Genomic DNA, 15865 nt, shown 5'->3' with positions numbered 1-15865 from the left:
ATTCATGCCAAAATCATCCGCCCTGACTGCCCTTGTCGAAACCGTCGAGGCGCTGAAGCCCGAATTCGCCGCCATGAGCGATGCCATATGGGACCATGCGGAGCTGAGCTTCCACGAGGAACAGTCCGCAGCGGTCCAGACCGCCATGCTGGAGAAGTACGGGTTTCGCCTGACGCGCGGGCTCGCCGAAATCGCCACCGCCTTCGTCGGCGAGATCGGTGAGGGCGGCCCGGTGATCGCCTTCCTCGGCGAGTTCGATGCGCTGGCCGGGCTTAGCCAGGTGGCGGGCGTTGCCGAGGCGCAGGCGGCGGTCGAGGGTGGCACGGGTCATGGTTGCGGCCACAATCTGCTTGGCACCGGCTCGCTGCTCGCTGCCGTCGCGCTTGCCCGCTACCTCAAGCAGAACAGGCTGCCGGGCACGATRCGCTATTACGGTTGCCCCGGCGAAGAGGGTGGTTCCGGCAAGACCTTCATGGCGCGCGCCGGCGTCTTTGCCGATGTCGACACGGCGTTGACCTGGCATCCGGCGCCCTTCAATGGCGTTCGCTCGACCAACAATCTCGCCGTCCTCGAAATCTACTACCGCTTCAAGGGCGTGGCCGCGCACGCATCGAATGGCGCCCATCTCGGCCGCAGCGCGCTCGATGCCCTGGAACTGATGAATGTCGGCGTCAACTTCCTAAGGGAGCACATGCCGCAGGATTGCCGCGTGCACTATGCGATCACCGATGCCGGCGGCAAGGCTGCAAACGTCGTTCAGGCCCGCGCCGAGGCGCTCTATCTCGTACGCGCGCCGCAGATGCCGGAGGCCTTGGCGCTTGCCGCCCGCATCGACAAGATCGCCAAGGGGGCGGCGATGATGACCGAGACCGAGGTTGAGATCGTCTTCGACCGGGCGGCGACGAACCTCCTGCCCAACATTGCCCTGGAAACGGCGATCCACGAGAACATGGTGGCGCTGGGCCCGGTTCCCTTCGACGAGGCGGATATCGCGTTTGCCAAGGAAATCCAGAAGACGCTGACCCAGGAGGCGATCTCGAGCAGCATCCGCCTCTACCAGATCAAGGGCGACGTCTTTGCCAACAGCCGTCTCGACGGCTCGACAGGCCTGCACCTCGGGTTGCGCGACTTCGAGGGGCAGTCGCATTTTCGCGCCGGCTCGACCGATGTCGGCGATGTCAGCTGGAATACCCCGACCGCACAGTGCTGGGCGCCCGCCTGGGCGATCGGCACTGCGCCGCACACCTGGCAGGTCGTCGCGCAGGGCAAGAGCCCGGCCGCACACAAGGCATTCGCCCACGCCGCGAAGTCATTGGCGGCCACGGGTCTCGACCTGATCCTCGATGCCGACCTGCTGGCACGTGCAAAGGCGGAGTGGCGCGAAAAAACGGAGGATAAACCCTATCAGTGCCCGATCCCGGCCCACATCGGTCCCAAGCTCTGATTGCTAATTTGACGGCTTTATCGAACGCCCGCGCCGCAGTCGCGGGCGTTTTCTTTTGCGAGATTGGCACCTTCGGCACATCGCTCGCATCCGCCTCCGATCGCGGCCCGACTCTTGACGCGAATCATAAGCTCGGGCATCTCTGTTACGGAGTTTTTCGAATAAGTGCTGATTGGCCGTATTTGAATATAATCTCTGTTAATGCCCTTCGGTCGCGTCGGACCGTCAGGTGCATGCAAGGAGTAGGGCGGAATGAATATGACGGCAACCCAGGCAAGGCAGGGCGCGGATCACTCCCAGGCCCGCCGTCCGGCCGACGAAGCGATCGCGGCGGATGCGCGCGCTCTTTCCGAACAGTTGAAGGCGATGCGCGAACGGCTTTTCCCGCCGACGGCGATGAAGACGCTTCGAAGCTTCACCTCCGGCGAGGCGGCCAAGCTGATCGGCGTTTCGGACGGCTATCTGCGCCAGCTTTCGCTTGCCGGAGAAGGTCCGCAGCCGGACACGGGCCTCGGCGGTCGCCGCTCCTATTCGCTGTCCGATATCAACGCGCTCCGCCGGCACTTGGCCGAACAGGCGCTTGCCAAGGGCAACGCCGCCAAGGCGCGCAGCTATCTGAAATGGCGCGACGCTGAAGCCGGCGAGCATCTGCAGGTGATCTCGGTCACCAACTTCAAGGGTGGCTCCGGCAAGACGACCTCGTCGGTCCACATAGCGCAATATCTGGCCATGACCGGTCACCGGGTGCTTGCCGTCGACCTCGACCCGCAGGCGTCGCTTTCGGCCCTCTTCGGCTACCAGCCGGAGCTCGATCTCACCGGCAACGACACGCTCTATGGCGCGATCCGCTACGATGCCGAAGCCCGCCCGCTCAAGGACATCATCCGCAAGACCTACTTCGACGGTCTCGATCTCGTTCCCGGCAATCTCGAGCTTCAGGAATTCGAACACACGACGCCGCAGGCACTCAGCGCCCGCCACAACGGCAGCGATGCCGGCCCGCTGTTCTTTGCCCGCGTGCAGACGGCGCTCGCCAGCGTCGCCGACGACTACGATGTCGTCATCATCGATTGCCCGCCGCAGCTCGGTTATCTGACGCTCTCGGCCCTTTGCGCGTCGACCTCCGTCATCGTCACCGTGCATCCGCAGATGCTCGACGTCGCGTCGATGAACCAGTTCCTCTATATGACGTCGGACCTTCTCAGTGTCGTGCGCGAAGCCGGCGGTGAACTGAACTTCGACTTCCTGCGCTATCTCGTCACCCGCTTCGAGCCGAACGACGGACCGCAGGCACAGATCGTCGGCTTCATGCGCTCGCTTTTCGGTGAGCGCGTACTGACCTCGGCCATGGTGAAGTCGACGGCGGTCTCTGATGCCGGCCTGACGAAGCAGACGCTGTACGAGGTCGGGCGCGAGAATTTCACGCGCGCCACCTACGACCGCGCGGTCGAATCGCTGAACGCCGTCAACGGCGAGATCGAAGCACTCATTCATGCGGCATGGGGGCGCTGATCGGTATGGCTGGTAACCGCAAGAACGAACTGCGCGCCCTGTTCTCCGGCAACGTTCCGCCGGCAGGACCGGCTGACGACACGCAATCTGCTGCAGCAACGAACGCCCAGCCCGGCAACCCCGCGACGACCAAGGCACCGCTTGCCGAAGTTCCCCGCGCGGCCTCCGGCGCGATCAAGGCCATGGGTCTTTCGCTCGGCAGCATCACCCGTGAGGCGGAAGAGGCGCGTGCACTGCGCGAAGCCTTGCACCAGGGCGAGCGCGTGGTCGAACTCGATCCGGACCTGATCGATGCTTCCTTCGTCGAGGACCGTCTGACCGACGGCGAAACCGATGATCCGGACTTCCTGGCCCTTGCCGACAGCATTCGCGACAGCGGACAGCAGTCGCCGATCCTTGTGCGCCCGCATCCGGAGAAGCAGGGCCGCTACCAGACGGCCTATGGCCACCGGCGCCTCAACGCGGTCCGCAGCCTCGGCATCAAGGTCAAGGCGATCGTCCGGCCGCTGACAGACGACGAGCTGGTGCTCGCGCAGGGCAAGGAGAACGCCGAGCGGCGCAATCTCTCCTTCATCGAGCGGGCGATGTTTGCCTCGGCACTTGCCGACCGCGGTTTCGATCGCAAGGTGATCGGCGAGGCGCTTGCCGTGCAGAAGAGCGAGTTGTCGCGTCTGATCCAGGTGGCCGAAGGCGTGCCGCCGGTCATCGCCCGCGCCATCGGCCCGGCGCCCAAGGTCGGCCGCGAGCGCTGGATGGCGTTCGGGGCACTGCTTGAAGACGAGGCCGCCGTTCAGGTCGCGCAGGAGGAGTGCCGCTCCCGCCGCTTCCTCGAAGCGGAAAGCGATCACCGTTTCCAGATCCTCTTCACCCGGCTGTCGCGCAAGCCGAAGCCGGAAACGGTAAAACCGGAAACGCTGGTCGATGCCGGCGGGCGGGCCTTTGCCAAGCTCAAGCGCGACGGCAAGAATGTCCGCATCGAGTTTGCCGCCGACGTCGATCCGGCCTTCATCGACGAAGTGGCCGAGTTGCTTGCCAGGCATCATGCGATGTTTGCGTCCGGCCGCGAAGGCTGACCGGCTGCCGTTATTTCCGGGTCTAGTCGGGCCGGCGTGATGCTCTCACGCCGGCCCGATTCGTTTTCACAGCGAGGCTGGTAGTCTGCCACCACAGGTGGCCGGTCGAAGACGGTGACGGCGCCGTTCCCAAAGAAATATTTTCGACCGCGCGGCGTTGGCGACTGTCCGTCGCGCCCGCCTTGGCGGGCCGGGCCTTGGCGTGGCTTCTGGCCCACAGCGCGGCAACAATCGATGGCGGGTGACGGTCCGAAACGGGGCGTTGGAAGGGAGTTGTTAACCTTCATTTCCTATCGCTTAGGAGGCCCCGCGGCGATGTCTCTAGCTCTTCCAGGACCCATGCGTATTCCCAGGACAAACTTCTCACAGGCTGCTTTGCATGATGCAAACCAGGCGGATTATTTCGATGGTCCGCATGACGATGCGTTGAGCGGTATGCCCACCCATGAGGCGGACTCCGCCGACCCCTATCAGTTGTATGAGGCGCCGGCCGCCCCCCGCAGGCCAGCCAACCAGCAAACCGAAACCGTAAACCGTGCTGTCCGTCTTTACGGGCAGGGATCGGCCTATGCGCCGGCACAGGTGACGACGATGACGAGCGAACCCCTGCCGACTCTTTCCGAGATCGCCGGCCACTACGGCGATTCGACGTGGGAGAGCCATTTCTTCCTGGCGCCGAACGTGCGTTTCACCCGTACGCCGGAGCGCGAATTCATGAAGCGGCGCGCACCGCAGGTCGAGGAAAGCGAAGCGGCGAGCGAAGAAGCCTCGGCAACCGAAGTCGAAGCGGTAACCGTCGAGGTGACGGTCGAGCCTGCGCCGGTTTCCGTGGAAGCCGTCGAGCCCGCCATGGCGGCTCCGGTCGAGCCGACGCAAATGGAAGTGCCCGCGACTGCCGCCGAAGATGCGCCGCAGCCCGAAGTCACGCTGCCATCCTATAGTCCGTCCGAACTGTTGCGGATGCTGACGAACCAGCTGCCGACCTGGACCGCGGCGCAAAACACGATCGAACCGGCGATGCTCGAGCGTGTCGAAGCTCCGACCGATGACGGTGCAGTACTTGCGCCGGTTCTGACGCCGCCGCTCGCCGTTTCGGTGCCGGTCGCGAAGGTGCAGCCCGCGCCCGCTCGGGCCACAGCCGACGCTCCCGTCGATCAGAGCGCTGCGCATTCTGCCTTCCTGTCGGATTTCGCCTTCTTCGAATTCGGCCCTGCCGATGATGCCGAGGTTGCCGGCGCGGAAGCCGCGCATCCGAAGCCGTTTGTCGAGACGACCGCCCCGACACCGATGACACCCGTCGTCGCTCCCGCCGCCGTTGCGCCCGCCTTGGTCACGCCGCCGGCGCCCGTGCGCCCGGTTGAAATCCGCCGTATGCCGCCGACGGCGATCACCTCGCTGTTCCGCGTCGTCGACGTCCGCGGCGCAAAGCCAGAGGATATGCCAGCACAGCAACCGCTTGCTGTCACCGCTGAGGCCGTTGCCGAGGTTGCGCCGGCACCTGTTGCCGTGGAGCCTGTGTCCGCAGCCGCTGCGGAAATCATCAACGCCGAACCGGTCGAGATCGATCAGCCGGCGCCGGTTGCCACGAAGGCGGCGATCACCATGCCGGCGCAGGTCACCCGCGCGCCCAGCAATATGCCGGCCATCGGTTCGACCGACCGCGCGCCGAGCGCCGACGGCTACGAGTTCCCGTCCGAGGAACTTCTCCAGGAAGCGCCCGTCGGCCAGGGCTTCTTCATGACGCAGGAGCAGCTGGAACAGAATGCCGGCCTGCTTGAAAGCGTGCTCGAAGATTTCGGCGTCAAGGGTGAGATCATCCATGTGCGTCCCGGTCCGGTCGTCACGCTCTATGAGTTCGAGCCGGCGCCGGGCGTGAAGTCGTCACGCGTCATCAACCTTGCCGACGATATCGCCCGCTCCATGTCGGCGCTTTCGGCCCGTGTCGCGGTCGTTCCCGGCCGCAACGTCATCGGTATCGAACTGCCGAATGCGACCCGCGAGACGGTCTATTTCCGCGAGCTGATCGAATCCGTCGATTTCCGCAAGACCGGCTACAAGCTGGCGCTTTGCCTTGGCAAGACGATCGGCGGCGAGCCTGTCATTGCCGAGCTTGCGAAGATGCCGCACCTGCTCGTCGCCGGCACCACCGGCTCGGGCAAGTCGGTGGCGATCAACACCATGATCCTGTCGCTACTCTATCGGCTGAGCCCGGACCAGTGCCGCCTGATCATGGTCGATCCGAAGATGCTCGAACTCTCCGTCTATGACGGCATCCCGCATCTGCTCACCCCTGTCGTTACCGACCCGAAGAAGGCCGTGATGGCGCTGAAATGGGCTGTGCGCGAGATGGAGGATCGTTATCGCAAGATGTCGCGGCTCGGTGTCCGCAACATCGACGGCTACAACCAGCGCGCCGCCGCCGCCCGCGAAAAGGGCGAGCCGGTCATGTGCACGGTCCAGACCGGCTTTGAGAAGGGCACCGGCGAGCCGTTGTTCGAACAGCAGGAAATGGATCTGGCGCCGATGCCCTACATCGTCGTCATCGTCGACGAGATGGCCGACCTGATGATGGTCGCCGGCAAGGAGATCGAAGGCGCGATCCAGCGCCTGGCGCAGATGGCGCGTGCGGCCGGTATCCACCTGATCATGGCGACGCAGCGTCCTTCGGTCGACGTCATTACCGGCACGATCAAGGCGAACTTCCCGACCCGCATCTCGTTCCAGGTGACCTCGAAGATCGACAGCCGCACGATCCTTGGCGAACAGGGCGCCGAACAGCTGCTCGGCCAGGGCGACATGCTGCACATGCAAGGCGGTGGACGCATCGCCCGTGTCCACGGTCCCTTCGTTTCCGACCTCGAGGTCGAACACGTGGTCGCGCATCTGAAGACCCAGGGGCGTCCGGAATACCTCGAGACCGTCACGGCCGACGAGGAGGAAGAGGAGCCCGAGGAAGAGACGCCGGTCTTCGACAAGAGCGCGCTTGCCTCCGAAGACGGCAACGAGCTCTACGACCAGGCGGTCAAAGTGGTCTTGCGCGACAAGAAGTGCTCGACGTCCTACATCCAGCGGCGCCTCGGCGTCGGTTACAACCGTGCCGCCTCGCTGGTCGAGCGCATGGAGAAGGAAGGCCTCGTCGGCCCGGCAAACCATGTCGGCAAGCGCGAGATCATCTACGGCAACCGCGATCACGTGAGCGCGCCCGACAACGACGACATGGATTGAGGCAAGCCGCCCTTGGGCGAACCTCAGGCTTGATCAAAAACCGGCCGCGAAGCCCGCGCTTCGCGGCCTTTTGTTTGCTTGGAAGCTGCAGAGACGGCAGTGACGGCGCAACATATGGTGCGAGCGTGACCTACTTCACCGCGAACGCAGCGTCTGAAATTCTGGGTCGGGCTCCCCAATCCTGCTCGGTCATGGCATCAAAACTGCCGGAGTATAGCTCGTCACCGCAGTTCCAGACGCAGAGAATCGGAACGTTGCCGCCAACGAGAGCGGGACCGACGACGGTACCATTCGCATCGATGATCTTGCTTGTCGCCTCGATCGTTCGTTCTGTGGCGGGGAACCGGTCGAGCAACTGGTGGACCTCAACGGCCCCCCATTCCGCCATGCCATATGGACCCTCAAGAGGGCGGCCGTCGACCGGTCGGAGAACTCGATGCGAAGAGAGATCGGATTGGTCCGATTGAAGCGCTGATCGATCGTATCTTCATTCCGGCCATCACGTGCGTCGAACAAAACCGTCAGGTGTCGGGGCGATCAGCAGCTTTCCGGCGCGTTGAAGACGGCTTCGAGCGCGTGGCCATCCGGATCGATGACGAAGGCGGCGTAGTAGGCGGGCCCGTAGTGGAGCCGCAGGCCGGGCGCGCCGTTGTCCCGGCCGCCGCAAGACAGGGCGGCTTGATGGAATTTGTCGACGGCCAGTCGGTCCGGTGCCGCAAGGGCAAGGTGGAAGCCAGGCCCCGGTGCCCTTTGTCCCTCCGGACGGAGCTTGATCGCCAGCTTGTCTCCGCCTCCTGGAGCGCCATAGCCGACGGCCTGGTCGGGCTCGCCTGGCCGAATGTCGTCCCAGACCCGCACATAGCCAAGCGGAGCCAATGCGGTATCGTAGAACCGGGCCGCGCGCTCGATGTCGGCGACGCCGAAGGAAATGTGATGAAGCATGGCGGTCAGATCCGGTTGCGCGATAGGCGGCAACAGATATCGGATTGCGAAGGTCTGCAAGTTCTTCTGAAACGGACGGCTCTTCAAATGGAAGCCAGGATCGTCGCCTGACTTTGCTCGACACGGCCGCGGTTTCTGTTCTCCTGAAGCGCATTGAGAGCGAAACAACCCCGCGTTCACGTTCTCTCCTTTAAAATAAAAACGTTTTTATTTTTCTTGAAAACGTTTTTATTGGCTGTTACCTCTATGGTCAAGGAGATGCTGACGCCTGGGAGGGTGCATGGCGACAGAGATGCACAGGGCGCGGCGCACACCGACGCCGACGATCAAGACCTTGGCCGAGATGACGGGCTATTCCATCGCCACGATCTCGAAGGCGTTGCGCGAGTCCCCCGTGGTCGCACCGGCGACAAGAGACATCATCTACAAGGCGGCACGGGAGGTCGGCTACCAGGCAAACGCCCGTGGCATGGCGCTGCGCACCGGCAAGAGTTTTCAAGCCGCCGTGCTGATGCCGGTGACTGCCGCGCGCGATTATGAATGGGACGGCGTCGAATACACCCAGACCTTGAGCGGCATCAGCCAGGCGCTCGAAGGCACGGACTTTCGCATGTCGGTGCATGTCATCCGCGACGCCGCCGACGGCGCCGAAGCGGCGCGCCGCATCGTCGACCAGGGGCTTGCCGACGGGCTGATCTTCTCCGGCATTCTCGCCGAAGATCCACGCATCGATCTGCTTGTTGCCGAGCATTTCCCTTTCGTCTCTATGGGCCGCTGCCGCAAGGATCTCGACTATGCCCATGTCGACATCGACAACGAATGGGCCGCGCATGCGGCAACCGCGCGGCTGATCGCCGGCGGACACCGTCGGATTGCGCTCGTCAATCCGGAGCGGCGGCTGTCCTATGCGCTCGACAGGATCGACGGTTTCGTTCGGGCGTTTCGCGAGGCGGGTCTCGACGCGCCGATGGAACTGATCGCCGAGGGCGATCTCTCGACCCATTTCGGCCGGCAAGCAGTCATTGACTTCCTGCAGGTTGAGAATGCTCCGACCGCCTTTGTCTGCATCAACGAATCCACCACGCTCGGCGTGCTCTCGGGGCTCGGCAGTCTTGGGCGCCAGATCGGCGTCGATGTCGACGTCATCGCCTATGACGACATCAATGTCAGTGCCTATTTCACGCCGCCGATTACCACCTTCTATCAGCCGATCGAGGTGCTCGGCCGCACGCTCGGGCAGTTCCTGTTGCGCCGGATGGAGGGGGACGACCCCGTGGCGCTGCGGCAGGTGTTCAGGCCGACGCTGATCGCACGGCAGCCCGACAATCTCGGCGGCCGCCTGATCCAAAGTTAATCATCCAAGGAGGAGAACCATGAAGAAACTGATGATTGCCCTGGCCATTGCGGCCCTTGCTTCGAGCGTGTCCCATGCCGCCGATCTCGGCGGCAAGCTGCTGAAGGTCGGATCCGACACCACCTCGCCGCCGATGGAGAGCATCGATCCGGCCACCGGACAGGTCGTCGGCTTCGACGTTGATGTGGTCAACGCCGTCTGCGCCAAGATCAACTGCCAGGCAGAGTTCATCACGACCGGCTGGGATGGCATCTTCGCAGCCCTCGACCAGGGTAGCTTCGATCTCGTCGCATCGGGCGTCTCGATCACCGAGGAGCGCAAGAAGGCGATGGATTTTTCCGATCCCTACATCGTCAACAGCCAGGCCGTGCTGATGCGGGCTGACGATCAGGGCATCACGCTTACAGCCTTCAAGGAGGCCGGCAGAAAGCTCTCCGCCCAGGCGAACACGACCGATGCCCAGGTTGCCGAGAGTGTCGTCGGCAAGGAAAACGTCGCCGCTTACGATACATTCAGCGCCGCCATCATCGCGCTCAAGAACAAGGACGTCGACGGCGTCGTCATTAACGGCGCCAATGCGGCCGCCTACGAGCGCGAGTTTGCAGGCGAGCTCGTCGTTGCCATCAAGGACCTGGAATCCGATCCGCTCGGCCTCGTCTTCCGCAAGGGCGACGAAAACGTCGCAGCCTTCGCTCCGGAGCGTGTCTGCGCTCCGGAGCCGGCGCCTCACTGTTTCATGCCCCCGGAGGAATGAATGTCGTTCCTGAGAAGCGTGCGTCCGAGCAATCTGATCATTCTGACCGCGCTGCCCTTCATCATCTATCTGTTCATTTCCTCCGGCGACTATCAGCGCTCGTTGAGGGCGATCCTCGGTGTCGAGAACGGCTCGTCAGCCTTCGTGCCGGGCTTTCTGGCGCTGGCGATCGCGTTCACCTCGGGTATCGCCGTGCTCGTGCTGTCGCGCGCGAAAGCGCCGCGTCCGCGCCTGGCAAATGTGGCGGCGCTGCTCAATCTCGCTGCGGCCGCAGTTCTCGTCATCGGCCACAATATCCATCCCTTCATCGCATCCGTCGTCGCCAATGGCGTCGATCCGTTCAAGTCTACGCTGATCGTCAAGGGCATGACCCCGCGGCAGCTGACCGAAGCTGCGGACCTGATGGTGCAGGGCGTCGAGGCGTGGCTATTTCCTGCCTACTTCGCCGTTACCCTGGCTGGCCTCGGTCTCCACTTCCTGAGCAGCCGTGCCGATGCCCCTTCCGATGGAAAGGCACGGCGCGTCGCCCGCTGGATCATCGGTCTGGTCAACGGCGCCGGTCTCGTCTTCGTTTTCTTCTTCGCCCACATCGCCTTTGCGGCCGGTGTGGCGACCACCATCCGTGCGGCGATCGCCGCCTATCTCCTGGCAGCGCTCATGGGGCTCGTCTGGGTCGGGCTGCTACAATTGCATTCGACGGTGAGGACCAGCCTCTATTTCTCGATTGCCACGCTGGTGCTGGCCGTTTCTGCCGGCTGGTTCCTCATGCAGCCGCGCGATACCTACGTGCTGGCCGGTACGCTGGACGGCAAGGTCGGCATCGTCACCAACACGCCGGCGGGCCTGATCAGCGCCGTACGCTTCGGCCAGTATGACGGCGCGCCGCAGACGGAAACGCCGGTGCGCACCTTTGTCGGCCCGGCCGACGCGCTCGCCTCGATAGCCAAGAGCGAGGGCGTTTCGGGGGCGCTGCTGCCAGCTGCTTCCGCGCCGGCTGATATGCCCGTCCTCTGGAAGACCGAGGCACTGAACGACCGCGATCGTGCCGCCGGCGTCACCGTCGCCGTCCTTGCGATCATCCTTGGCCTACTCACTTTCGGCGGCTACCTGCATCAGCGCCATCCGCTGGCGATCGGATCGGAGTTCATCGTCGACACGATCCGCGGCATTCCGATGCTGGTGATCGTGCTCTATGTCGGCCTGCCCTTGAGCGGGGCGCTGAAGGACGCGACGCAAGGGGTTCTCGATCCGCCGAACCTCATGCGCGGCATCGTCGCCATGGCGCTTGCTTATTCGGCCTATCTTGCCGAAATCTTCCGCTCGGGCATCAACGCCATCCCCGTCGGCCAGGTCGAAGCGGCACGCAGTATCGGCCTCAACCGCTGGCAGACGGCGCGCCTCGTCGTGCTGCCGCAGGCTTTCCGCATCATCATTCCGCCGCTCGGCAACGAACTGATCGCGATCCTCAAGGACACGTCGCTACTGTCGATCCTGTCGATCCGCGACATCACCCAGCGCATGCGCGAGTTCCAGTCGGCAAGCTTTCTGCCGTTTGCACCCTATAACTCGGCGGCGATCTTCTACATCTTCCTGACGCTGGCCGCGGCCAGCCTCGTCAACATGATCGAGCGGAAATATGACATCAAGCACCGCTAGACCCCGCACGGTGCTGATCACTGGCACCTCCCGCGGGCTCGGCGCGGAACTCGCGCGGCTCTACACCGAGGACGGCTGGCGTGTGATCGCCTGCCAGCGGCTCGCGACCGATGATACGGCGGATCGGCTGGCGCTGGACGTTGCCGATGCAGCATCAATCGACGCTCTGGGGCGATCGCTCCAGGGCGTCGCGATCGATCTCTTGATCAACAATGCGGCTGTGCGCGGCGATATCGGGGGCCTTGCGACGCTGGAGCCGGATGATTTTCTCGATGTGATGCGGGTCAATGCGCTGGCGCCGCTGCTGGTGACGCGGGCGCTCCTTTGGAACCTGCGCGCCGGCGAACATAGCGTCGTCGCCAATATCAGCAGCCGCGCCGGGTCGCTCGCCGAAGGCACGCTCGACGATGACGACGGCGACTATGCCTATCGCTGTTCCAAGGCGGCACTGAACATGGCGACGGTCAAGCTCGCGCAGGATCTGAGGGCCGACGGGATCTCCGTCGTCTCGCTGCATCCCGGCTGGGTGCAGACGGACATGGGCGGCAGCGAGGCCGTCGTTTCGGTGGAAGCGAGCGCGGCCGGGCTGAAGGCGATCATCGACAGCACAGGTTTGGCCGACAGCGGCAGTTTCCGCGCCTATGACGGGCGGCGGGTTTCGTGGTGACAGGACAGGCAGACAAAATGGCAGAGTGTGATTTGAGAACCGAGCAGGAACTGGCGACGATCCGTGCCTGGCTCAAGGAGACCTACGGCATCGATGCGAGCCTCTCGCCGCTGCCGGGCGAGCACGATCTCAATTATCGCGTCACTGCCGCCGATGGTGGCGAGTTCCTGCTGAAGCTGCATGCGGCCGGTGATGCGGATGAACTCGACATGCAGGTGGCCGTGCTTGAACACCTCGCCGCCAAATCGACGGATCTGTCGATTTCCCGCGCGCTTCGCACTCGCTCCGGAGGCGTCACAAGCGGGATCGAGCTCCGCGGCCGGCGCACGGCGCGGCTTCTTTCCTGGCTGCAGGGCGATATCTGGGCCAAGGCGGCGGTGCGCAATGTCGCCAGCGCCGAGAGCCTCGGTCGCCTGCTGGCCGGGCTCGACCGCAGCCTCGAAGGGTTCGTCCATGCCGGCGCCAAGCGGCTTTATGCCTGGGACATCGGACGCGCCGACATGCACCGCAAGCATGTGGAATTGATCGACGGCGCGGACAAGCGCGCGGCAGTCGATGCGATTCTGGAGCATTTCGCCACAACGGTTTTGCCGCGCCTTGCGACCTGCCCGATGCAGGTCATTCACAACGACGCCAACGACTATAACGTGCTGCTCGACGAGGACGGAACGGTCAGCGGCCTGCTCGATTTCGGCGACATGGTCGAGACCTGGCGGGTCATCGAGGTTGCCGTTGCATCGGCCTACGCGCTGATTGGCGCCGTTGATCCGGTCGGCACGATCGCTGCCCTTGCCGGAGCCTACCATCAGGTCAATCCGCTAAGCGAAACGGAAATCGAGCTGGTCTTTGATCTCGTCAAGACCCGTTACGCCGTCAGCATGTGCATGGCGGCAAAGCAGATCCGCGACAATCCCGAGAATACCTACCTGCTCGTCAGTCAGGAGGACGTCTGGCGCGAGTTGAACCGCCTGCAAGGCGAAAATCGCGTGATCGCCATCGCGCGCATCCGTGATGCCTGCGGCCTTGCGCCTATCCCGCAGGCCGCGGCAGTGGTTCGCTGGCTCGAGAAAAATGCGCACGACTTCGCACCGATCATTCGGCCCGCGATCAGCAAGCCGAAGGTGACGGTGTTCGATTTCTCCGCCTCCGGACCGGAGGTGGCGCAATGGGCAAACCTCGACGCGGCGGAAGCCGAAGCCCGTATCATGGCCCAGATCGGCAGCGAAGAGGCCGCCTTCGGCATCGGCCCTTATGGCGAGGGTCGCGGGATCTATCAGGGTGACGCTTACGAGACATCGGTGGAAGGCGCACGGCGCTCGGTCCATCTGGGTGTCGATATCTTTGCACCGGCAGGTGAGCCGGTCTCAGCGCCCTTTGCCGGCAAGGTTGCTTTCATCCACGACGATGCCGTCGCCTATGGTTTCGGTCCGACGGTGCTTGTCGAGCACGAGATCGAAGGCGGTCTGCGTTTCTGGACGCTCTACGGTCATCTTTCGCGCCAAAGCGTCGCCGAGCTCTCCGAGGGGCAGGCGATCGCCAAGGGCGAAGTCTTCGCGGCCTTCGGTGCTGCGGAGGAAAACGGCAACTGGGCGCCGCATCTGCATTTCCAGGTCGTGACCGACCATCTCGGCCTTGGCGGCCGTATGCATGGCGTCGGTGTCGGCGACCAGTGGCAGGTCTGGCGCGAAGTGAGCCCGGACCCGAGCGTGGTCCTTGGCCTTTCGGTCCCGGTCTCGGTGATCGTCCCGCGCGACAAGGCCTTTCTCGTGCGTGAGCGCCATCGTCGTATCGGCCGCTCGCTGAGCATAGCCTATAGCGCCACCCCCTTGAAGATCGTTGGCGGCGAGGGCGCGCATCTGATCGACGAGAAAGGCACGCGCTGGCTCGACATGGTCAACAATGTCTGTCACGTCGGTCATTGTCACCCGCGCGTCGTCAAGGCTGCGCAGACGCAGATGCAGCGGCTGAACACCAACTCGCGCTACCTGCACGATTCGCTGGTCGAATATTCCCGCAGGCTCGCGGCGCAGTTTCCGGACCCGCTCAATGTCTGCTTCTTCGTCAATTCCGGCAGCGAGGCGAACGACCTCGCGATCCGGCTGGCGCGCGCCTACACCGGCAACCGCGATATCATCACCGTGGACCACGCCTATCACGGGCACCTGTCGAGCCTGATCGACGTCAGCCCCTACAAGTTCGCCGGCAAGGGCGGGGAGGGGCAGGCGTCGCATGTGAAGGTCGCCGAAATGCCGAACCTCTATCGCGGGCGCTATCGCTACGGCGATGCGGATGCCGGCCGCAAATATGCCGAGGACGTGCGCAATCAGGTCGCTGCTCTTGCTGCCGATGGTCGCCGCCCGGCGCTGTTCTTCAGCGAAGGCATTCTCGGGACCGGTGGGCAATTGTCGCTTCCGGAGGGGTATCTGCGCGAAGCCTATGCGCACGTTCGCGCCGCCGGAGGCCTTTGCCTTGCCGACGAGGTACAGGTCGGCTTCGGCCGTGTAGGTAGCCACATGTGGGCGCACGAGTTGCAGGGTGTCGTGCCTGACATCGTCACCATGGGCAAGCCGATCGGCAACGGCCATCCCATGGCGGCCGTCGTGACGACCGAAGCGATCGCTGCATCCTTTGCCAACGGCATGGAGTATTTCAACACCTTCGGCGGCAATCCGGTCTCGGCCGAAATCGGTCTGGCGGTGCTCGACGTCATCCGAGACGAGCGGCTGGTGCATCATTGCCGCGTCACTGGTGACCGGTTGATGGATGGTGCGCGGGTGCTTGCCGGCAAACATGCGATCATCGGCGACGTCAGAGGCCACGGTCTGTTCAACGGCATCGAGCTGGTGCGCAACCGCGAGACGCAAGAGCCGGCAGCGCGCGAACTCGATTTCGTCATCGCCGAAATGAAGCGCAAGCACCACATTCTCTTAAGCAGTGAGGGGCCGCACCACAACGTGCTGAAGGTGAAGCCGCCGGCGCCCTTCAGCGCCGAGGACTGCGACCGTTTCCTCGATGCGCTGGACGATACACTTCAGCGTCTAAGCATCTGAGACAAAAGACCAAAAACGGCCGCCTCCGGGCGGCCGTTTTTGTCATTGTGCGCTGCTCTCACCAGCAAAATCGGTTCGATGCGATTTTCCGCTTTACAACGAAGTTAAACGTTTTTATCGTTCATATAAACGTTTAACTTTGTGCTGCATTCGGGCCCGTGGCCACAGCAGCGCTCCGCCGGCAGGGA

Annotated in this window: 10 protein-coding genes; 9 read left to right on the top strand and 1 reads right to left on the bottom strand. The window is 63.7% G+C overall.

The features are described from left to right. The first annotated feature begins 4 nt into the window (after nt 1-4). From AB4Z53_RS24510 to AB4Z53_RS24495, 4 genes are all read left to right on the top strand, one after another. The gene (locus AB4Z53_RS24510) at nt 5-1444 is read left to right on the top strand and encodes a M20 family metallopeptidase (protein ID WP_441598082.1); all 1440 of its coding nucleotides are present in this window, start codon (nt 5-7) and stop codon (nt 1442-1444) included. A gap of 258 nt (nt 1445-1702) precedes the next feature. Then, the gene (repA, locus tag AB4Z53_RS24505; protein WP_113539573.1) at nt 1703-2956 is read left to right on the top strand and encodes a plasmid partitioning protein RepA; all 1254 of its coding nucleotides are present in this window, start codon (nt 1703-1705) and stop codon (nt 2954-2956) included. Nucleotides 2957-2961: 5 nt separating this feature from the next. After that, entirely contained in the window at nt 2962-4029 is a 1068-nt protein-coding gene (gene repB / locus AB4Z53_RS24500; RefSeq protein ID WP_441598080.1) for a plasmid partitioning protein RepB, read from the top strand. A gap of 339 nt (nt 4030-4368) precedes the next feature. Further along, the gene (locus tag AB4Z53_RS24495) at nt 4369-7254 is read left to right on the top strand and encodes a DNA translocase FtsK (RefSeq protein ID WP_441598078.1); all 2886 of its coding nucleotides are present in this window, start codon (nt 4369-4371) and stop codon (nt 7252-7254) included. A 537-nt stretch (nt 7255-7791) separates the two neighbouring features. Here AB4Z53_RS24495 and AB4Z53_RS24490 read toward each other — a convergent pair. After that, entirely contained in the window at nt 7792-8196 is a 405-nt protein-coding gene (locus tag AB4Z53_RS24490) for a VOC family protein (RefSeq protein ID WP_441598076.1), read from the bottom strand. Between the two features lie 280 nt (nt 8197-8476). Between AB4Z53_RS24490 and AB4Z53_RS24485 the strand changes: the two genes are divergently transcribed. Genes AB4Z53_RS24485 through AB4Z53_RS24465 form a run of 5 tightly spaced genes read left to right on the top strand, consistent with a single transcriptional unit; the run spans nt 8477 to nt 15677 of the window. After that, on the top strand, nt 8477-9550 hold the full coding sequence (locus tag AB4Z53_RS24485; protein ID WP_441598074.1) for a LacI family DNA-binding transcriptional regulator: 1074 nt from the start codon (nt 8477-8479) through the stop codon (nt 9548-9550). A 19-nt stretch (nt 9551-9569) separates the two neighbouring features. Continuing rightward, nucleotides 9570-10304: a transporter substrate-binding domain-containing protein gene (locus AB4Z53_RS24480; RefSeq protein WP_441598073.1), complete on the top strand. Its 735-nt coding sequence runs from the start codon at nt 9570-9572 to the stop codon at nt 10302-10304. Beyond that, nucleotides 10305-11960: an amino acid ABC transporter permease gene (locus AB4Z53_RS24475; RefSeq protein WP_441598071.1), complete on the top strand. Its 1656-nt coding sequence runs from the start codon at nt 10305-10307 to the stop codon at nt 11958-11960. It begins immediately after the preceding gene. Nucleotides 11961-11970: 10 nt separating this feature from the next. Further along, nucleotides 11971-12627 carry an SDR family oxidoreductase gene (locus AB4Z53_RS24470; protein ID WP_162768861.1) on the top strand — a complete coding sequence of 219 codons (657 nt, stop codon included), beginning with the start codon at nt 11971-11973 and terminating at the stop codon, nt 12625-12627. 17 nt (nt 12628-12644) lie between these two features. Then, nucleotides 12645-15677 carry an aminotransferase class III-fold pyridoxal phosphate-dependent enzyme gene (locus AB4Z53_RS24465; RefSeq protein WP_441598069.1) on the top strand — a complete coding sequence of 1011 codons (3033 nt, stop codon included), beginning with the start codon at nt 12645-12647 and terminating at the stop codon, nt 15675-15677. Nucleotides 15678-15865: the final 188 nt, after the last annotated feature.

Source organism: Ensifer sp. 2TAB8 (genome assembly GCF_052115125.1).
Lineage (GTDB): Bacteria > Pseudomonadota > Alphaproteobacteria > Rhizobiales > Rhizobiaceae > Ensifer.
The sequence above is the reverse complement of the archived record's forward strand: the minus strand, read 5'-3'. Positions and strand labels throughout refer to the sequence as shown.

Excerpts from the sequence above, each read along its gene's own strand:
- repA (WP_113539573.1), top strand. The coding sequence starts at position 1,703 with ATGACGGCAACCCAGGCAAGGCAGGGCGCGGATCACTCCCAGGCCCGC.
- repB (WP_441598080.1), top strand. The coding sequence starts at position 2,962 with ATGGCTGGTAACCGCAAGAACGAACTGCGCGCCCTGTTCTCCGGCAAC.
- AB4Z53_RS24495 (WP_441598078.1), top strand. The coding sequence starts at position 4,369 with ATGCGTATTCCCAGGACAAACTTCTCACAGGCTGCTTTGCATGATGCA.
- AB4Z53_RS24490 (WP_441598076.1), bottom strand. The coding sequence starts at position 8,196 with ATGCTTCATCACATTTCCTTCGGCGTCGCCGACATCGAGCGCGCGGCC.
- AB4Z53_RS24485 (WP_441598074.1), top strand. The coding sequence starts at position 8,477 with ATGGCGACAGAGATGCACAGGGCGCGGCGCACACCGACGCCGACGATC.
- AB4Z53_RS24480 (WP_441598073.1), top strand. The coding sequence starts at position 9,570 with ATGAAGAAACTGATGATTGCCCTGGCCATTGCGGCCCTTGCTTCGAGC.
- AB4Z53_RS24475 (WP_441598071.1), top strand. The coding sequence starts at position 10,305 with ATGTCGTTCCTGAGAAGCGTGCGTCCGAGCAATCTGATCATTCTGACC.
- AB4Z53_RS24465 (WP_441598069.1), top strand. The coding sequence starts at position 12,645 with ATGGCAGAGTGTGATTTGAGAACCGAGCAGGAACTGGCGACGATCCGT.